Source organism: Rhizobium sp. Root1203, assembly GCF_001424945.1.
In the GTDB taxonomy this organism is placed as follows: domain Bacteria; phylum Pseudomonadota; class Alphaproteobacteria; order Rhizobiales; family Rhizobiaceae; genus Rhizobium.
Genome location: NZ_LMCW01000034.1, coordinates 1 through 19,160 on the forward strand (window position 1 = coordinate 1; position 19,160 = coordinate 19,160).

General features: G+C 60.4%; 17 protein-coding genes. 8 read left to right on the forward strand and 9 right to left on the reverse strand.

The window, feature by feature from the left end:
* From ASC97_RS36100 to ASC97_RS36375, 8 genes are all read right to left on the reverse strand, one after another.
* Positions 1–483, reverse strand: a complete 483-nt coding sequence (locus ASC97_RS36100; RefSeq protein ID WP_338012541.1) for a hypothetical protein — start codon at positions 481–483, stop codon at positions 1–3.
* Positions 484–702: 219 nt separating this feature from the next.
* A complete protein-coding gene (locus tag ASC97_RS24360) occupies positions 703–2,151 on the reverse strand; it encodes a sensor histidine kinase (protein ID WP_057470917.1) in 1,449 nt (482 codons plus the stop codon).
* The gene (locus tag ASC97_RS24365) at positions 2,148–2,822 is read right to left on the reverse strand and encodes a response regulator (protein ID WP_057470918.1); all 675 of its coding nucleotides are present in this window, start codon (positions 2,820–2,822) and stop codon (positions 2,148–2,150) included. Before ASC97_RS24365 ends, ASC97_RS24360 begins: the two co-directional genes overlap by 4 nt.
* 165 nt (positions 2,823–2,987) lie before the next feature.
* Complete coding sequence (locus tag ASC97_RS24370) at positions 2,988–4,232, reverse strand: transporter substrate-binding domain-containing protein (protein WP_244481581.1); 1,245 nt, start codon at positions 4,230–4,232, stop codon at positions 2,988–2,990.
* 202 nt (positions 4,233–4,434) lie between these two features.
* Positions 4,435–4,791, reverse strand: a complete 357-nt coding sequence (locus ASC97_RS24375; RefSeq protein ID WP_057470919.1) for a hypothetical protein — start codon at positions 4,789–4,791, stop codon at positions 4,435–4,437.
* A gap of 12 nt (positions 4,792–4,803) precedes the next feature.
* A complete protein-coding gene (locus tag ASC97_RS24380) occupies positions 4,804–5,139 on the reverse strand; it encodes a helix-turn-helix domain-containing protein (protein ID WP_156390458.1) in 336 nt (111 codons plus the stop codon).
* 135 nt (positions 5,140–5,274) lie between these two features.
* A complete protein-coding gene (locus tag ASC97_RS24385) occupies positions 5,275–6,180 on the reverse strand; it encodes an adenylate/guanylate cyclase domain-containing protein (RefSeq protein ID WP_057471124.1) in 906 nt (301 codons plus the stop codon).
* 169 nt (positions 6,181–6,349) lie between these two features.
* Entirely contained in the window at positions 6,350–6,841 is a 492-nt protein-coding gene (locus ASC97_RS36375; RefSeq protein ID WP_443216778.1) for a phosphatase PAP2 family protein, read from the reverse strand.
* 511 nt (positions 6,842–7,352) lie between these two features.
* Here ASC97_RS36375 and ASC97_RS24395 point away from each other — a divergent pair.
* The 8 genes from ASC97_RS24395 (at position 7,353) to ASC97_RS24430 (ending at position 18,367) form a co-directional block, all read left to right on the forward strand.
* The gene (locus ASC97_RS24395) at positions 7,353–8,045 is read left to right on the forward strand and encodes a response regulator (RefSeq protein WP_057470922.1); all 693 of its coding nucleotides are present in this window, start codon (positions 7,353–7,355) and stop codon (positions 8,043–8,045) included.
* A 2-nt stretch (positions 8,046–8,047) separates the two neighbouring features.
* Positions 8,048–9,202: an ATP-binding protein gene (locus ASC97_RS24400; RefSeq protein ID WP_156390459.1), complete on the forward strand. Its 1,155-nt coding sequence runs from the start codon at positions 8,048–8,050 to the stop codon at positions 9,200–9,202.
* Between the two features lie 455 nt (positions 9,203–9,657).
* A complete protein-coding gene (locus ASC97_RS24405) occupies positions 9,658–10,167 on the forward strand; it encodes a PAS domain-containing protein (RefSeq protein WP_057470924.1) in 510 nt (169 codons plus the stop codon).
* 164 nt (positions 10,168–10,331) lie between these two features.
* Complete coding sequence (locus tag ASC97_RS24410) at positions 10,332–11,396, forward strand: LacI family transcriptional regulator (RefSeq protein ID WP_057470925.1); 1,065 nt, start codon at positions 10,332–10,334, stop codon at positions 11,394–11,396.
* 28 nt (positions 11,397–11,424) lie between these two features.
* Positions 11,425–12,171, forward strand: a complete 747-nt coding sequence (locus ASC97_RS24415) for a transporter substrate-binding domain-containing protein (protein WP_057471125.1) — start codon at positions 11,425–11,427, stop codon at positions 12,169–12,171.
* Between the two features lie 89 nt (positions 12,172–12,260).
* Positions 12,261–13,910: an amino acid ABC transporter permease gene (locus ASC97_RS24420; RefSeq protein ID WP_057470926.1), complete on the forward strand. Its 1,650-nt coding sequence runs from the start codon at positions 12,261–12,263 to the stop codon at positions 13,908–13,910.
* Positions 13,891–15,306 carry a GH1 family beta-glucosidase gene (locus ASC97_RS24425; protein ID WP_057470927.1) on the forward strand — a complete coding sequence of 472 codons (1,416 nt, stop codon included), beginning with the start codon at positions 13,891–13,893 and terminating at the stop codon, positions 15,304–15,306. Before ASC97_RS24420 ends, ASC97_RS24425 begins: the two co-directional genes overlap by 20 nt.
* A gap of 28 nt (positions 15,307–15,334) precedes the next feature.
* Positions 15,335–18,367: an aminotransferase class III-fold pyridoxal phosphate-dependent enzyme gene (locus tag ASC97_RS24430; protein ID WP_057470928.1), complete on the forward strand. Its 3,033-nt coding sequence runs from the start codon at positions 15,335–15,337 to the stop codon at positions 18,365–18,367.
* 68 nt (positions 18,368–18,435) lie between these two features.
* Here the strand turns inward: ASC97_RS24430 and ASC97_RS24435 are convergent, their stop codons facing one another.
* Positions 18,436–19,080, reverse strand: a complete 645-nt coding sequence (locus ASC97_RS24435; protein WP_057471126.1) for a ThuA domain-containing protein — start codon at positions 19,078–19,080, stop codon at positions 18,436–18,438.
* Between the last annotated feature and the right edge of the window lie 80 nt (positions 19,081–19,160).

A 19,160-nucleotide genomic window follows, 5' to 3' on the forward strand; every position in this document is an offset into this window, starting at 1 on the left:
TCATTCGCATTCGAGCTTCGGCTTGCGGAAATTCGTGACGATCCATCGCGTCCCGGCTGCGCGCGCATAGAATGTGTAGAAGCACTCGGTCTCCTTGACGTAACCCGGTGACTCCGAGACCTCGTAGCGTTCGCCATGGCGCGTCTGGCGGACTTCACCGCTGGTGGTCCCGGTCACGGCTTCGGTGTTGACACGCCGCCATTGATACGCYCTTTCGCCGGCACCGATTTCGATGACATTGTCGGGTGGCCCGTAGTCCAGCATCACGACCTCCAGCGGCCCGCCGACATAGTTTTTCATCACTTGGGAGGCACAGCTCGCAAGCAGCGCAGTCCCCACCAACGCGAAGGCGGCACCTGCAAAAGCAAGACGTGAACGCCATTGATACGCCCTTTCGCCGGCACCGATTTCGATGACATTGTCGGGTGGCCCGTAGTCCAGCATCACGACCTCCAGCGGCCCGCCGACATAGTTTTTCATCACTTGGGAGGCACAGCTCGCAAGCAGCGCAGTCCCCACCAACGCGAAGGCGGCACCTGCAAAAGCAAGACGTGAAYGCGTTCGGTATGTYTTCCGGGGTGATTCGTTGCGCAACGCAGCCGCTCCAGTTGGTTTTGCAGCTTGCTACGAGGCAGAGATTGCAGGCGCATTACCGACTGCCCGAGAGCGCGACTAACCGCAACGAAAGCGCGCGAGGCGTGATCAGGCCTGAGTTGCCAGGGGGCCTTCACGGCCGGCGCCGAATGCCCCGATCTCGAGCCTCACGCGGAAGCCGCAACTTGTATCGGCAAACGACAAACGCCCGAAATGAAGATCCGCCGCCTTTTGTGCCAGGTTGAGCCCGAGGCCCGCACCCGACGAATGCGTATTCAGCCTGTAGAAGGGCTCCAGCACACGCGTACGTTCCGCAGGCGGAATGCCGGGACCTTCATCGCAGACATCGATGAAGCCCTTTGCATCAACGCTGACCGCAATAGTGCCCTTGTAGCCGGCATGGTCGACCGCATTGCGGATCAGGTTGGTGACGGCAAGCTCTATTGTCGAGGGGTAAATCATGAAAGATGCCTCGACGGCGCCTGGTTCGAACAGGAAATCATAGCCTGCATCGATTACCCCGGGTGCAAGATCGGCTGCGATCCGGCCGACAAGCATATTCAGGTCGACCATCTGCGGGGCCTGCGATCCAGCACCGATCGCCTGCATGTCGAGCAGCTGATGCGCGACCCTGGAGAGCCGGTCTATATCATGCAGGAGTTGGCGACTGTCCGCACTTTCCGGCAGCAGATCGGCCCGCGTGCGCACGATGGCGATTGGTGTGCGCAGTTCGTGCGCGGCATCCGCGAGAAAACGGCTGTGCTGCTTGTAGCCGTGGTCAAGTTTTGAAAGCGTATGATTGAAGGCATCGACAAGCGGCACGATTTCGCTCGGCACCTTGGAGACTTCAATGCGCGCCGATCGTGTTTCGAATTCGATCGCCTTTGCCTGGTTTGCCGTATCGACCAGACCGGTCAGCGACCGTCCGATGGAATAGGGCGTGACGAGCAGCGTTGCCGCACCCGTGACGAGCAAGATCGGAAGCACGAGGATGGCAAGAATAAGGCCGGTCGCCGGAACGACGTTCAGCCAGAACGTCCTGGCATCGCTACCCTCGGGGAGGTCGATATCGAGAGCGATCCAGATGTTGACATCCTTGCTTTTCGCACCGATCCGGTCGATCGATGCCATGAACTGAAGCCGACCAATTGGCGTCTCGCGATTACTGACCGCAACGTGGGCAGTCGTGCCGCCTTTCAACGTCGCCCTGTCGATAGTCATCGGAAAGACCGCCGCCAGCAGTTCTGGCGGAAAGACACCGCGATGGTAGAGATTGCTCCGGTCGTCGCGGATGATGAACCACAAATCCGGATACTGGCGCGTCAGTTCAGCGATCTCCGGCGCTTCGGCGACCCCGAGCAAACCATCGGCGTTGCGTTCAACGTGCTTTGCGAGCACATGGATGATCGATGCATTTGTGTCCTCCAGTTCAGGATCGATGATCCACACCCAGCCGGCGAGCAGGACGAAGAAGAGCAGGAGGAGGCAGGCCTGCAGGCCGATCAGGCGACGTGTCAGTACCCATTTGAGCGAGCGGCTGCTGCGCTTTTTTTTCATGTGCTCACCCGCAAGAGATAGCCTACGTTGCGGACGGCGCGGATTTCCACCGAGGCACCGGCGAGGCCGAGCTTGCGGCGGACCCGCGACACATGCGCATCCAGGGCGTTCGACTCGATTTGATCATCGATCGTATAAACCGCTTCCACTAGCATCGATCGCGTGACGATGCGGTTTGCGCGCCGGATCAGCGCCTCGACGACCAAATATTCCCGTCGTGCCAGATCGACAAAACCGCCAGCAACCGCCACTTCGTTGCTGCGTGGATCGAGCGTCAGATTGCCGAGCGAAAAACGCTCGGCCGAGACCGTCGGCGAACGCCTCTGCAGTGCGCGCAGCCGCGCGAGAAGCTCCTCAATCGCGAAGGGTTTGCTGAGATAGTCGTCGGCGCCGCCATCGAGCCCTTCGACACGATGATCGACGCCGCCGAGCGCTGTCAGCATCAGGACCGGCGCGGTGATCTTCTGGCCACGAAGCACCGGGATCAGATCGAGGCCCTCACCATCCGGCAGGCGGCGATCGAGCACGAGTACGTCGTAAGTCCCCACCCGCGCCATCAGTTCGGCATCGGCAAGCGTGCGCACATGGTCGATGATGATATCACGGCGGCGGAGCGCCGCGATAAGCGCTGCTGCCATTTCCGGCTCGTCCTCAAGCAACAGTATGCGCAATGCATGTCTCCAAGTCCTGATCGGCGCTGCCGCTCGTCCACTGATATACTGGAGATTGCCGCTACGTTACAAAACCGGGCCGACCCACGGGCTTGTCGCAAAAAAATCCACCCATATTCAGCAAGGCAAGCGCTCCGTTTACCGAAACCCGGGCAGCCTCCCCTCTCAGTGCCTCTCGCCGAGATATCGAAACAGGACCTGCTTCCAGTTGTCGTCGTGGACGGCTTCGAGGATGGCGACGTCGATGGCCTTGCGATAGCCGCTGCCGGCAGGCATCGCAATACCGTAGTTCTGTGGATCGAAGACGGCATCGAGCACCTGCACGCTGGATGAAAACTGCTGTTCGGCCATCCAAGAAAGCAGCGGTTTGTCATATACAAAAGCATCGATAGAACCGGCAACAAGGGCCTTGAAGCCGTCCTGTACCGTGGCAAAATTCCGATGCCTGATGCGCTCGCCGTCGAGAAAGCCGACGGTGGCGGACCCCGTCACCGTGCCGACGCGTACTGTGGGCAGGTCCTCAACGCCATTCACAAGTCCCCTGATCTGACGGGTCGTCAGGGCCGAGGTGACGCTCGCGGTAAAGACCGCGATAGTGATGATCGATACGACCATCCAGATGATGGCGAGGATGCGCCCAGCCAGCGTCTTTGGCCCCCGATGTCCGGTGCTTGCCTGCGTCATCGCTTCTGCAGACCACCAGATGCTGGCTCCCAGTCCCTTGGCCGCCCCGCCGCCGAAATCCTCGTTGTGGCGATGCTCGAACAACCAGATCAACGACCCTACCGCGAGCGAGATGCCGATCAGAGCGCCGGCCGCCTGCAGGAATCCGAACGAGATCATCGTCCTGATGATCTCGTGCCAGACGGAGACGCTCGTGACGGAGACGGCGATGCCGAGTCCCGTGTCGTAGAAGGGCTGCGAGAAGTCGACGCTGCGTTCCCGCTCGGCGGTGATTGTGATCGCCGCGACCGATAGGTCAAAATCGCCTCGCGACGTCGCGTCGATCAGGCTTTGTACGGAGGGCTCTTCGACAAACCGGAACTTCGTACCGAATTTGCCTGCGATCTGCCGCCAGAGATCGATCGAGATGCCTGTCCAGGTCCCATCCGCCGCCTTCATGGAAAACGGGGGCGCCTCCTTGGTTCCCACGAGAAGTTCCCGATCCGGAAATCCGGAAGGCGGCGATGGCGAAGTCTGTGCGGATGTTTGCGCGATATGGCGTTCGCTGCCTGGCGTCGCCGCCGCCTTGACGACGTCCGAACTGCTGGTCTTCGTGGCGAGATTGTCCGACGGTTGTCGTGGTTCTCCGGCGGCGAAAGAGGGGTCGACCATACACGCCAACAAAAGGACGAGGCCCACCAGCAGGCAAGCGAGAATGGTATCGGGGACGTGAGAGCGTGTTCTCATCCGGCTTCTCGTTCGCGGCCTGCAACGATCGCGTTCTTCCTGGGAAGAGTCGGACCCATTGTCGTGGGGTGAGAGGTTAAAATATAGTTGGACCTAGGACCTAGGCATCGCCGGGTGACATGACGAACGGCGACGTTTCATCGCAGCCCTCATCCACTCCTGTCGGCTCGCTTCCCAGCAGGAATCCAATCGAAGCCCCGGCTCAAACCCTCTCCTTCTTCTTGGCCTTTTCCTTGGGTTTCGTCGGCTCGACGGGCGCATCGGGCGTCGGCGCGAGCAGTTTGCGCAGCGATGAAATCCTGTCTTTGACGAGCGGGCGGAACCGTGTCGCGCGGAACGGCATGTCTGCGGCCCCGTAGCCCTCCGGGCCGTCATCGTTGCCGCGGTGCAACTCTTCGAGCTTCACACCAAAGAATGTGCCATCGATGTAGTGCGTGTACTCGCCGACCCATCGCAGTGTGTAGATCTCGCCCTTGCGGATTCCCTGGTCGATGCTGACATGCTTGAACCTGTCGTCAATGCAGACGACTTTCTGGCCAACGTGAAATTCGTAGCTCATGTCAGAATCTCCTCAACCGCCCGCGCCCGGAGGTGCATCATTCTCCAGATACTCGGGATACTGAACGACTTCCTGTTCGATCGTGTCGAACGATCTCGTCGCCGCCTTTGCAAGTCTCACGCCCGGACCTCCGTCACTCTGGCCCTCATCGACCAGGACAACGCCCGCCGCGCCCAAAGCATCCACGACGGCATCCATTGTATCGGTTCTGACCCGTATTCGATCGGCCCCGGCACCTTCCATGTTCCGAACGGTGTTGATTCCAATGCCAGCCTTGTCGGCAAGCGTTTGCTGGTCCATCCCGACGAGTGAACGGGCAGCCCTGATTTGATTGCCACTTATAGCCAAAGCGATCTCCCAAGGAACCGAACTTGGATAAAATACACATCTAACTGTCGCCAGCAAATCAAAACGCCGAGAAAAGGCCAGAATGCGCGCGACCGGAACTGAGCGTTTTGACGCGTCTGCTCTGTATCGCGGCGCTTACTTTCGCATTGACCACCGAAGTCCCGCGACGACGGCGATGCCGAAGAGCGGCCACGTCGCCCAGAATATTCCATGCCATGACAGGAGGTTTATGCCGACAAGGCCCAGCGCCACGATGGCAAGCGCCGCAATTGAAGGGTCCACGCGGCGCTGCTTCCGAGCCCAGCCCAGTGCCGACAGCACGGCAAGCGCAAGGATCGGCCAACCAGCCCAGAAGACCCCTTGCCAGGACAGCACATTGATGGCGATCAGGGCTGCGGCCACGACGGCGAGGAATCCCATTCGACGATCCCTCCGTGTCGCCGCTTGCGGGGCAGGCTTTGCCGCCGCTACGATCGACGGCGACGGCTCGATCATCTGCTGCGGCGCACCGTGGGTATCCTCACCGATCCTGATGGCATAGCTCGGTACGGTATCCGCGATATTCTTGATCGCGAGGGGGCCGAGGAAATCGAAGCCGACGGGCACTTTGTTGCGAACCTGGTCATAGACGGTACTGGAGATCACGATACCGCCCGCCGTCGCCGACGTCTGAAGCCGCGCGGCAATATTGACCCCGTCGCCGTAGATATCATCGCCTTCTACGATCACGTCTCCGAGGTTGATGCCGATGCGAAACAGCATGCGCCCGTCGGCCGGGCGTGTGGCGTTCAGACCGGCCAACTCGTTCTGGATGTCCACGGCCGTCCGCACCGCCTCGACGACGCTCGGGAACTCGGCGATCAGGCCGTCGCCCCAGGTGTTGATGACGCGCCCGCCATGCGCACCGATCAAGCGCGACATCGCATCGCGATAGCGTTTCAGAGTGGCAAGCGTGCCTTCCTCATCCATCCCCATCAAGCGGGTATAGTCCTGAACGTCGGCGGAGAAGATGGTAGTCAGCTTGCGTTGCGTCTCGCTCATCATGCCTCGACCCTAACTCAACTTCAGCCCGCGACGACCTCCGAAGCGCGATCGAGACATATGTGAAATGTATGCTGCCACAATGCAACCCGGTTCCGGTCGCATCGGGCGAACCAGAAGCGGGCGGAACTGTGAAATTTGGATCGTCTGCTCTTCGACACCCGATGTTTCAAGAGTTTGCTTCAACCGTTGGATGGCTCGTGCGCAATCTCCCCTTCCGCATGACAGCGGCATCGATGGCAGCTCGGTATCGCCTGAACAGCCCGAAGGTCGGGAACATGACGGCAAGCATAAGGGACCAGGCAATCATGACATCGGAGAGGAAGTGGGCGCCCATCGCCACCCTGTTCAAGGAGAACAGCACGATGAAGGGCAACAGAATGGCGACGCAGGTCCGACGGAACTGCTTGGGGACGAGGACAACGAAGGCCAGCAGGGCGGTTGCGGAGGCGCTTTCGCCTGAGGGGAACGAGCAGTTGCGGAGGCAGCCGCCATCGAAAGAGAGAACGGGGGTGAAGAACAGGTCTCCACCGAAATCCACGATGTGTCTCGGCCGGGGCCGGCCGAACAGGCTTTTCAGAATCTGGACGAGTGCCCCGGGCGCAAGCGCGTAAAACGCGAGCACGAATGCGACCTTGTAAGGACGGACGAACCACGGCACGTCGAAGACCAGCGGGATGGCAACGAACAAAACGACGATCCCTGACAACAGGAAAGCGGGAAGCGCGCGATTGAGCTCCCGCACGGCAAGAAGGAAATCGTCGTCGGTCAGCCGGAAGCCGTCCGTCCAGAACCAGCGACTGGCGTCAAGATCGAGATGCGGCATGGCACTGAAGAGCGCCATCATTGCAAGCACCGACAGCAAAGCAAGCGAGGACGGATGAAACGCGCACCTGGCAAGGACGCGCCGGAGCGGATCGGTGATGGCCGAGCGGACCTTGGACCTTTCGGCCCTTGAGCAATCCACCTGTTTGAGCTTGTCGGAGAGAAACTGTCGCATGGCAGCGTCTCTCGACCGGGAATGTCAAGATTTCGGGGAGAATGGTCCAAGACTGTGCGGAAAGCGGTGTCCGTCAGGCCCGTTTCACGCACCTGCCCTCGTCTGCCCCTTGGCAAGACCCTGCCCTCCCGATATCGACAGATCCAACGCAAAAGCAACTACAGGGTGCACCGTGGACAAGGGGCTCATTCTTATCGTCGAAGACGATCCCGACATCATTCAGATCCAGGACGCCTACCTTGTTCGTGAGGGATATCGGACGGTCCGCGCAGCCGATGGAGAAACGGCTATGACGCATTTCTCCATGCTCAGGCCAGATCTGGTTCTCCTGGACATCCGGCTTCCCAGGATAGACGGCATCGAGGTCCTGACCCGCATTCGGCGCGAGCACGACACGCCCACGATCATGGTCACGGCGCTTGCAGAAGACCTGGACAGACTGACGGGCCTGCGCCTTGGTGCGGATGACTATATCGTCAAGCCATTCAACCCGCAGGAAATGGTCGCGCGCGTGAACGCAGTGCTGAAACGCACGCGTCAGCGGGCCGGGAGCGGAATGCTGCGCTTCGGTGCAATAGAAATGGATACCGAAGCTTATGTCGCTGCTATCAGGGGCCATACGGGCCGCGCTATTCTTCCTCTGACTCTCAGCGAGTTTCGTATCCTCGCGCACATGATGCGCCGCCCCACCCATGCATTCCAACGGGCTGATATCCTCGATGCCTGCCTGCCGGAAAGCGATGCATTGGCTCGCACCATCGACACGCATATCGCCAACCTGCGGAAAAAGCTCGAGGACCACGGAGCCGGCGGCTATCTCGTCTCGGTACGAGGCATCGGCTATCGACTGGCACAAGGGGAATGATCGTGAGCCCTCGGCGCATCCGCCTGAGCACCATGACGGCGATTGCGATTGCAGCAATGCTGCTCTTTGCAGTCGCGATGATCTACGGCGGCGTTGCATGGTATGCCGGCGACGTTCAGGAACGGATGATTGCCAGCCTATCTCCCGATGCCGCAAAGGCATTTTCCGATCTTGACCATGGCGTGATGCCGGACCAAAAGCAATTGCAGGCGCTTGTCGAGGTTGTGCCGTCAGTGCAGGGCGCTGGGGACAAGGAACTCGTGGCGTCCGTGCTCGCCTTCGGCCTTGCGGGGGCACTTCTCTGCAGCCTGATCGGTTTTTTCATCGCGCGGCGCATCACCGCCCCGCTGCGGGAACTCACGGAAGCGGCGCGGCGGATGGCGAATGGTGACTTCAGCGTGCGCATGGGCATCAAAGCGAACCGCGTCGCCGAAATTGCTGTTCTCGTGGACAGTGTCGACAGGTTGGCGAATGAGCTTCACTTGATGGAGCGACGGCTGAAATTCAACACGATGGCGGTCGCGCATGAGCTGCGCACGCCGCTCACGATCCTCCAGGGCCGGTTGCAGGGAATTGCTGACGGCGTCTTTCAGCTCGACAGGGAGGCCATCGGTCATCTGATCGTCCATGTCGAAGGATTGGCACGCCTGGTCGACGATCTCAGGACACTCTCGCTCGCCGAAACCAACAGTCTCGTCAGGGATCCGCGACCGCTCGATCTTGCCGCAGAATGCGCAGCGGTAGCGGAAACCGCGCGGCCTCTTCTTGATGAGGAGGGAATCTGCCTCGACGTGTCGCTGGCACCCGCCACGATCTGCGGAGACCGCCAGCGCATCCGACAACTGTTGCTCGTCCTCCTCGACAATGCGCGCCGCTATGCGGCAGCCGGCAGGAGCGTCCGCTGCACGACAGGAACGCAGGACGAGCGATCGTTCATCGCCATCGAGGACAGGGGACCCGGGTTTCCCTCCGGCATCGAAGCGCACGGCATTGATCTCTTCTGGCGGGCAGAACCGTCCCGCGCCCGCACGACAGGCGGCACCGGTCTCGGCCTCTCCATCGCCAAGGCGATCGCACGCGCCCATGACGGCGACATGGAAATCACCGCGCGCGAGGGCGGCGGGGCCGTTGTGACGATCCGCTTCCGAACTGTTTGAGAAACCCTCGTGCCGCGATCCCAGGCTCCGCATGAAGTCGTGACCCGCGGGGCCTGGATGGCTATCTGCCAGCTCCTGCAAAAATCGTTCCCGCAGCGAGCGTAGGGTATGGATGTTAAGAGGCGTGTCTTACGTCGACCTTCATCTCCATCCTCGTCAGGTTATGGGTCGGCAGCCCCGATTGCGGCAAGGTTTAGCACTCCAGCGGCGATTTCCTTGATCCCACAAACAACGCGGCGGTATGATTCCGCATCGCCGTCGAGACACAGCGCGAGTCGACTGGTACTGCTCGACCGTTGGAATAAAAGACGCCGACCCGTGACTTCAAGACAGAAACTCCCGGGGATAAGCGGTATTGTCTTTCATGAGGACGAGTAGTGTTGCATAACGTGAGTCGACTTCACTCGAGGTAATACTGGACGTTACTACAAGCTTCGAAACGGCATGGAGCGCACATGGTCGAGAGCAGACTGCCGAGGCTCGCTACCCCGGAGCTGTCGGAGGCGGGTATTTTCACCTGGAACATCGAGACCGATACGGTCTTTGGTGACAGCGCGATTGCACATCTGTTCGGTATGACCGTGGACGACGCATTGAGCGGCCAGACGATTGCCGCGTACCTGAAGCAAATTCATCCTGACGATCTTGCCAATGTAGCCGGAGAAATCCGCGAAGCCATTGCGACGGGGGCCCCGTACCAATGTCAGTACCGGGTACTTGGTGACGGGGATATCTACCGCAATGTCGAAGCATTCGGGCGCTGTTTCCGCAGCCGGGACGGCCAGCCAGTCCAATATGCTGGCATCGTGTTTCCGTTCGACCCCTCCGAAGTGGCTTCCGATCCCCTGCTCGACGCCTGCGCGGCGGCATTGCGCATTGCCGTCGGCACCGGAAGGGATGATGTCGCCGCCAAGTTGAGCGCCCTCGTCCGCGATCTGCAAGGAATGCCGCCCCTGCTCAACTGAGCGTCCTGATGCCGGCTGCGCACCTCTTCCCCCAGGCAGACCCACACTGAAACCCCACCGGTGGGACGATTCACGACGTGAATAAAAACGTTTTTATTTTCATTGAAATCGTTTTTATTGTTTGATACGAATCCGATGTGTCGATTGAAGGGCCTGAGGAAAGCATGTCTGAAAACGAACCCGCACCGCGCCGCTCGCCTCCCACGATCAAGACGCTGGCGGAACTGACCGGCTATTCCATCGCCACAATCTCCAAGGCTCTGCGCGACTCGCCTGTCGTCGCCCAGGCGACCAAAGACGCGATTTTCAAGGCAGCCCAGGAAATCGGCTACCAGGCAAACGCCCGCGGCATGGCGCTAAGAACCGGCAAGACCTATCAGGCGGCCATCCTCATGCCGGTGACGGCGGTACGGGACTACGAATGGGACGGCGTCGAATACACCCAGATCCTGAGCGGCATCAGCCAGGCACTTGAAGGCTCAGACTACCGACTATCCGTGCATGTCATTCGCGATGTCCAGGATGGCTGCGAGACGGCGCGCCGTATCATGGATCAGGGCCTTGCGGACGGCATAATCTTTTCGGGCATTCTGGCAGACGACCCGCGCATCGACCTCCTCGTAGAAAGCCAGTTTCCTTTCGTCTCACTCGGCCGCTGCCGCAAGCCGCTGGTCTATGCACATGTCGACATCGACAATGAATGGGCAGCGTTCGCAGCGACGGCGCGCCTGATTGCCGGCGGCCACCGCCGCATCGCTCTGATCAATCCGCAACGCCCGCTTTCCTATGCCATGGACAGGATCGACGGCTTCAGCCGCGCGTTCAGCGAGGCCGGGATCGAAGCGTCCGGCGATCTCGTTGCGGAAGGCGATCTATCGACACGCTTCGGTCGAGAAAGCGCCATCGACCTGCTGCGGAGAGCCAAGCCGCCGACGGCCTTCATCTGCATCAACGAATCCACGACGCTGGGCGTCCTGTCGGGCCTTGGCAGCCTCGGACGACAGGTCGGAACCGACATTGACGTTATCGCCTACGACGACATCAACGTCAGCGCTTATTTCACCCCGCCGATTACCACCTTCTACCAACCCATCGAAGTCCTCGGGAGGACGCTCGGACAATTCCTGCTGCAGCGCATGGCGGGCGAAGATCCGCAGACGCTGAGGCAGGTTTTCAGGCCAACTTTGATCGAAAGGCAGTCCGACAATCTCGGCGGACGGCCGGCCTGACATCCATTCACAAACGGAGGAAATGAACGTGAAGACATTGCTGATTGCCTTTGCCGTGGCTGCTCTTGCATCCGGCGTTTCTCAGGCGGCCGATCTCGGCGGCAAGCTGGTGAAAGTCGGATCCGATACCACCTCGCCCCCGATGGAAAGCGTCGACCCGGCCAGCGGCCAGATCGTCGGCTTCGATGTCGACGTGGTGAACGCCATCTGCGCCAAGATCAACTGCCAGGCGGAATTCGTCACGACCGGTTGGGACGGCATCTTTGCCGCGCTCGACCAGGGCAGCTTCGATCTGGTGGCCTCCGGCGTTTCGATCACCGACGAGCGCAAGAAGGCCATGGATTTTTCCGATCCTTACATCGTCAACAGCCAGGCCGTGCTGATGCGCATCGAGAACCAGGGAATATCGCTCGACGACTTCAAGGCCAAGGGCAAGAAACTCTCGGCTCAGGCCAACACGACCGATGCGCAAGTTGCAGAAGGAATCGTCGGTAAGGAAAACGTCATCGCCTATGACAGCTTCAGCGCCTCGGTCATCGCCCTGAAAAACAAGGATGTCGATGGCGTCGTGATCAACGGCGCCAATGCAGCCGCCTATGAACGCGAATTTGCCGGGGAACTGGTGGTGGCCATCAAGGATCTTCAATCGGATCCGCTCGGCCTCGTCTTCCGCAAGGACGACGCCAACATCACGGCCTTCAACGAAGGCCTGAAGCTGATCAAGGACGACGGCACGCTCGACAAGCTGGTCGGCAAGTACTGGGGTCTCAAATAGTTCTCCACTTGGAGACCGCCCGGAGCGGCGCATGTTCGCTCCGGGCGATGCACCTGGACCTTCCTGAACCCATTACCGCGGAGGAATGAATGTCGTTCCTGAAACGCGTGCGGCCCAGCAATCTCATTATTGTCACCGCGCTGCCATTCATCATCTACCTCTTTATCTCCTCAGCAGACTACCAGCGCTCGCTTCGAGCCATTCTCGGCGTCGAAAACGGCTCATCCGCCCTCGTGCCCGGTTTTCTGGCGTTGGCAATCGCCTTTTCGTCGGGGATTGCAGTGCTTGTCCTTTCGCGTACCAAAGCCCATCGGCCACAGTTGGCTCTGGCGGCGGCCGCGCTCAATCTGTTTTCAGCCGCGGCGATCTGTTCCAGCGGCGTCGTACATCCTTTTGTCGCTTCCGTTGTCGCCAATTCCGTCGACCCGTTTACCTCATCGCTCGTGGCCAAAGGCGTTACGCCACGTCAGTTGACGGAAGCGGCCGATCTTGCGATGCGCGGCGTCGAAGCGGTGCTCTATCCCCTCTATCTCGGCCTGACGCTAATCGGATTTGGCCTATTCGTTGCAACGCGCCACAGCGGCGCAGACAGCCGTCTGCGGACGATCGGCAGATGGTTGACCGGCATCACCAACGGCGCTGGAGCAATCTTCATCTTCTTCTTCGCGCACATCGCCTTTGCGGCGGGCGTCGCCACGACCATCCGCGCGGCCCTTGCCGCCTATGTTCTCGCTGCGTGCCTCGGGCTCTTTTGGGTCGGGTTGCTCCAGCTGAACTACTCAAAGCGGACCGGACTTATCTTTGGGTCGGTCACGCTGGTTCTTGCGCTCGCTGCCGCCTCGTTCCTGATGCAACCTCGCGACACCTATGTGCTGGCGGGTACGCTTAGCGGCAAAGTGGCGATCGTCAGCAGGACGCCGTCGTCGTTGATTGGAGCCGTACGCTACGGGCAGTATCCGGGCGGCCCCGTGAGCGAGACGCCCGTTCGAACGTTCCTCGGTCCCAACGAGGCAATCGTTGCCCTCGAAAGGAACGAGGATGTCAGCGCCGTGCTCGTCCCGGCAGCATCGGCCCCGGCCGACCGGCCAATTCTTTGGCAGGTCGACACGCTCAACGATCGCGACCGGTCTGCGGGAATTACGGTCGCCGTCCTGGCCATCATACTCGGGCTGCTTACCTTCGGCGGCTTTCTCCACCACAGGCACCCGCTGGCTGTCGGGTCGGAATTCGTCGTCGACACGATCCGGGGCATCCCCATGCTGGTTATCGTCCTTTACATCGGCCTGCCGCTCAGCGGCGCCCTGAAGGATGCCACGCAAGGCGTCATCGATCCACCCAACATCGTCCGCGGGATCGTCGCCATGGCGGTCGCATATTCCGCCTATCTCGCAGAGATTTTCCGCTCCGGTATCAATGCCGTTCCGGCCGGCCAGGTCGAGGCGGCGCGCAGCATCGGTCTCAACCGCTGGCAGACAGCGCGCCTCATCGTTCTGCCACAGGCGTTCCGGATCATCATCCCGCCGCTCGGCAACGAACTCATCGCCATATTGAAGGACACATCGCTTCTGTCCATCCTGTCGATCCGGGATATCACCCAGCGAATGCGCGAATTCCAGTCGGCGAGCTTCCTGCCCTTCGCGCCCTATAACTCCGCTGCCATCTTCTACATCTTCCTGACGCTTGCCGCGGCGAGCCTCGTCAACACCATCGAGAGAAAATATGACGTCAAACACCGATAACAACCGGAAGGTCCTTGAAGCTCGCGCTAAAGAGCTCGTTTTCCCGCCAGGTTTCGTCTTCGGCGCGGCAACCGCTGCCTACCAGATCGAGGGCGCTCCTGATGCAGACGGAAAGGGCGAAAGTATCTGGGACCGTTTCTGCAAGGTGCCGGGCGTCATCGCAGATGCCAGCAGTGGCGATATTGCGTGCGACCACTATCATCGCTGGCGCGACGATATCGCCGTCCTGAATGCAATGGGTCTCAGCGCATACCGGTTCTCGTTTGCCTGGACGCGCCTCATTCCGGATGGCAAGGGTGCGATCAACGACAACGGCATCGCCTTCTACGACAGGCTGATCGACGATCTCCTGTCCGCCGGCATCGAACCCTATGCAACACTCTATCACTGGGATCTTCCACAGGCGCTTCAGGATCGCGGCGGATGGTATAACAGGGAAACCGCGGAGCATTTCGCAGCCTATGCCGCCGTTGCAACGCGCGCCTTTGGCGACCGTGTCAAAAAATGGACGACACTCAATGAACCCTGGACGTTTTGCTGGTCTGGATATGCGAGCGGCGAGGATGCCCCGGGATTTAAGGACGGCACGAAGGGTGGTGTGATCGCCAGCCATCACGCGTTGCTCGCCCACGGTCTCGCCGTCCCGGTCATTCGCCAGACTGTACCGGATGCTGCAGTCGGCATCGTCTTCGATCTCAACGTGACGGAGCCCGCGAGCGAGGATCCGCGCGACATTGCCGCTGCAAGGCGCTTCGACGGTGCGCAGAACCGCTGGTTCCTCGACGCAGTCTTCAAGGGCAGCTATCCGCAGGATATGCTGGAACTCTATGCCGACCTGCTGCCGCCAATCCATGCCGATGACAATGCCACAATCGCTGCGCCGATCGACTATCTGGGTGTCAACATCTATCGCCGATCCGTCATGGCCGAGGGAGAAGAACTGGCACCGCTGAATTTTCAAAGAGTGTCGCCGGAAGGAACCTACTCCGCCGTCAACTACGAGATATGGCCGCGCTGCATCTACGACATTCTGCATTATGTGAATGACAACTATGCGCCAAAGGAGATTGTCATTTCCGAAAACGGCGTTGCGACCGCTCCGGAAACTGTTTCCGAGGACGGCCATGTGTGGGACGACCAGCGCGCAACCTACTATGTCGATCATCTCGAGCAGGTCGCCAAGGCAGCCTCCGAGGGCGTTCCCGTCAACGGGTACTTCGCCTGGACGCTGACCGACAATTTCGAGTGGGCCTACGGCTATTCGACCCCCTTCGGGATCACCCATGTCGACTTTCACACGCAGGTGCGGACGATAAAATACTCAGGCGAAATCTATGGCCAGATCGCCCAGCAGGCGCGGTCGATACCGATGATGAAGACCGGCCTTGGCCGGTGAACTTCCGTGGTAAGAAGGTAAGCAGACGATGACAGGGCGTGAAGCAAAGACCGATCTGGAGCTGACGAGCATCCGGGCGTTTCTCTTGGAAAAATACGGCATCGAAGGAACGGTCGATCCCCTGCCCGGCGAACACGATCTCAACTATCGCATCCGCGGCGCCGACGGCGGCGAATTTCTCCTGAAGCTGCACGCGGACGAAGATGCCGAAAGCCTCAATATGCAGGTCGCCGTTCTTGAGCATCTTGCAGGCACGGCAGCCGATCTTCCCGTCTCGAGATCGCTTCGGGACCGCGCCGGGCTGCTGCTAACCCAAGCCGACATCCGCGGCCCTCGCAAGGGTCGCCTCCTGACCTGGCTGCCAGGAGGGATCTGGGCACGGGCAGACCGGAACGCGGCCAGCGCCGAAACCCTCGGCCACCTCCTCGGTCGACTCGACCGGAGCCTGGAAACATTCAGCCACTCCGGCGCGGATCGGATTTATGCCTGGGATATCGGACGGGCAGCAATGCACCTTCCCGACATCGACCTCATCGACAATCCGGAGAAGCGCGCGGTCGTGAGGGCGATCCTCGAGCATTTCGTGTCCGACGTTCTTCCACGCCTCGATACCTGCCGGCGTCAGGTAATCCACAACGACGCCAACGACTACAACGTTCTCCTCGATGCCGATGGCGGAGTAAGCGGTCTGCTCGATTTTGGCGACATGGTCGAGACCTGGCGCGTCATTGAGATTGCAGTTGCAGCTGCCTATGCGCTTATCGGCTCGCAGGATGCCGTTGGCACCATCGGCATCCTTGCGGCCGCCTACCATGAGGTCAATCCCATCAGCCAGACTGAAGCGTCCCTCATCTTCGATCTTGTCCGCACCCGCTACGCCGTCAGCATGTGCATGGCTGCAAAACAGATCCGCGAATTCCCCGAGAACCTGTATTTGCTCGTCAGCCAGGAGGACGTCTGGCGCGAACTTCAACGAATAGAGCGCGAGAATCGCGCTGTCGCAATCGCCCGAATTCGCGATGCCTGCGGCTTCCTCCCGATCCCACATGCACCGGACGTGGTGCGCTGGCTGGAGAACAACGCGCATGATTTCGCCGCGATCATCAGGCCGACGGTCAAGCAGCCGAAGGTCGCGACTTTCGATTTTTCCGAGGCGGCTATCGAGACCGAAGGCTGGGAAGGCCTCAACAGTGCTGCTGCCGAGAACCTGATCTCGGCCCGTATCCTGAAGGAAGGCGCCGATTTCGGCATTGGTCTCTACGGGGAGAACCGGGCAATCTACAAGGGCGACGCCTTCGAGACGACAGTGGCGAGCCAGCGCCGCAGCGTCCATCTCGGCATCGATATATTTGCACCGGCACATGAGCCCATCCATGCTCCGTTCGGCGGCACCGTTGCCTTCCTGAATGACGACGCTGTTCAATTTGGCTTCGGACCGACAGTCTTGCTGGAGCACAAAACCAACGGCGGTGACATTTTCTGGACACTCTACGGTCACCTGTCGCGGGACAGGTGGGCGACGCTGTCAATCGGCCAGGCCATTGCCAAAGGCGAAGCCTTTGCCGCATTCGGTACGCCGGAGGAGAACGGGCAGTGGTCGCCGCACCTGCATTTCCAGATCGTTACCGACCACCTGGGGCTGGAGGCCCGAATGCATGGCGTCGGCGTTGCCGCGCAGTGGCAGATCTGGCGCGAGATCAGCCCGGATCCGAGTGTTGTTTTCGGCCTGTCGGTGCCTGCTTCCGTCATTGTCGCCCGGGACAAGGACTTTCTCGTGCGGGAACGCCACCGGCACATCGGCAGGTCGCTCAGCATCGCCTATAGTTCGGCGCCGCTCAAGATCGTCGGCGGCGAAGGCGCTCATCTCGTCGACGAGACCGGCACACGATGGCTCGACATGGTCAACAATGTTTGCCATGTCGGTCATTGCCACCCCCGCGTCGTCAAGGCGGCGCAGACGCAGATGGCGCATCTCAACACGAACTCCCGCTATCTGCACGACAGTCTCGTCGAATATGCGCGCCGGCTGACCGCGCTCTTCCCCGATCCACTGAACGTCTGCTTCCTTGTCAACTCGGGTAGTGAAGCCAATGATCTGGCCATCCGGCTGGCACGCGCCTATACGGGCAATCGAGGCGTCCTGACGGTCGATCACGCCTATCACGGCCATTTGACGAGTCTGATCGACGTCAGTCCTTATAAATTTGCTGGACGTGGCGGCGAAGGACGACCGGCCCATGTTCGCGTGGCCGAGATGCCAGACCTCTATCGGGGCGCCTACCGTTATGGGGATCCTGACGCCGGCGGCAAGTATGCCCTCGACGTCAAACGGCAGGTCGAAGCGCTGCAGGAAGAAGGACGCAACCCGGCACTGTTCTTCAGCGAAGGCATTCTGGGAACCGGCGGCCAGCTTGTCCTGCCGGAAAACTATCTTCGCGAGGCCTACGCTTATGTGCGCGCCGCAGGGGGCCTCTGCCTTGCAGATGAGGTGCAGGTCGGTTTCGGCCGGGTCGGCAGCCACATGTGGGCACATGAGACGCAAGGAGTCGTCCCTGATATCGTCACGCTCGGCAAACCGATCGGCAATGGCCATCCGATGGCCGCCGTCGTGACGACAGAGGCGATCGCCGGCTCCTTCGCCAACGGGATGGAATATTTCAACACGTTCGGCGGAAATCCTGTTTCCGCCGAGATCGGTCTTGCGGTCCTTGATGTCATTCGCGACGAGAGATTGGTGCATCATTGCAGGACGGTCGGCGATCGGCTGATGGACGGTGCTCGTGCACTGGCCGGCAGGCATGCGATCATTGGGGATGTCAGGGGCTACGGCCTCTTCAACGGTATCGAGCTGGTACGCGACCGCCGGTCACTGGAGCCTGCAGCCCACGAGCTGGAGGTTCTGATCACAGACATGAAGCAACGCCACAGGATTCTCCTCAGCAGCGAAGGGCCGCATCACAATGTGCTGAAGATCAAGCCGCCCGCGGCCTTCAGCTATAACGACTGCGACACCTTCCTCGACGCGCTCGACGACACGCTGACCCGCCTAGCGACGCCCTGAGATCGGAGACCCGACGAGGCCTGGCACGATGTGCCGGGTTCGATGGAATTGGCGTTTTCGTTGGCACGCTATCGGCGCGCGGCCCAGCTGAGGCCGCGGCGCAAGATAAGCGGCATAAAGGGATGGTCGAATTCGGCAGCGCGGTGGCCGAGTGCCGAATAAAAAACGCGACCGGCGCCGAAATGACGCTTGAAGACGACGGGCATCGTGACGTTGCGTGCCGCCATATCGTACTCGCCGGTAAAGGTGGTGGTGGCGAGGATTTCGACTGACGGGTCGTAATGGAGATAGTATTGCTCCGAGCGATAGTCGAAATCCGCAATGCCCTCCATCACCGGGTCGTCCTGACGGGTGACCGCGACACGAAAGTCGATGATATTGCCGGGATGGGCCACCCAGGTGACGCCCGAGACATAGCGGAAGGAAGCGCTTTCCTTGAACGAGGTGGCAAGCGCGCCATGGTGGCCGCCGAGGCCGAGGCCGCTTCGCACGGCTTCGACGAGCGCAGCGGCCTGGGCCTTTTCCAGGGTTTCGCCGGTGATGACAGGCACAAGCAGATCGGCTTCAGCCAGCATCGCGGAACCAAGGATGCCGAGATCGTTGGTGACCTCGGTCTGGAAGCCGTCTTTTGCCAGAAGTTCACCAACGATGCGCGCGCATTGGTCCGGCTCATGTCCTTGCCATCCACCCCAAACGATGATCGCTTTGCGCATGGTGTATCCTTCCTGGGTTGTCGATGTGATGCCGTAGCGGGGCTCTACCACGCAGCGCGGCAAGACGAATTGAAGCCCGC

Bases quoted from the DNA above. Each gene is read 5' to 3' on its own strand.
- ASC97_RS24430 (WP_057470928.1), top strand. From the start codon at position 15,335: ATGACAGGGCGTGAAGCAAAGACCGATCTGGAGCTGACGAGCATCCGG.
- ASC97_RS24370 (WP_244481581.1), bottom strand. From the start codon at position 4,232: ATGAGAACACGCTCTCACGTCCCCGATACCATTCTCGCTTGCCTGCTG.
- ASC97_RS24410 (WP_057470925.1), top strand. From the start codon at position 10,332: ATGTCTGAAAACGAACCCGCACCGCGCCGCTCGCCTCCCACGATCAAG.
- ASC97_RS24360 (WP_057470917.1), bottom strand. From the start codon at position 2,151: ATGAAAAAAAAGCGCAGCAGCCGCTCGCTCAAATGGGTACTGACACGT.
- ASC97_RS24425 (WP_057470927.1), top strand. From the start codon at position 13,891: ATGACGTCAAACACCGATAACAACCGGAAGGTCCTTGAAGCTCGCGCT.
- ASC97_RS24385 (WP_057471124.1), bottom strand. From the start codon at position 6,180: ATGAGCGAGACGCAACGCAAGCTGACTACCATCTTCTCCGCCGACGTT.
- ASC97_RS24420 (WP_057470926.1), top strand. From the start codon at position 12,261: ATGTCGTTCCTGAAACGCGTGCGGCCCAGCAATCTCATTATTGTCACC.
- ASC97_RS24405 (WP_057470924.1), top strand. From the start codon at position 9,658: ATGGTCGAGAGCAGACTGCCGAGGCTCGCTACCCCGGAGCTGTCGGAG.
- ASC97_RS24435 (WP_057471126.1), bottom strand. From the start codon at position 19,080: ATGCGCAAAGCGATCATCGTTTGGGGTGGATGGCAAGGACATGAGCCG.
- ASC97_RS24375 (WP_057470919.1), bottom strand. From the start codon at position 4,791: ATGAGCTACGAATTTCACGTTGGCCAGAAAGTCGTCTGCATTGACGAC.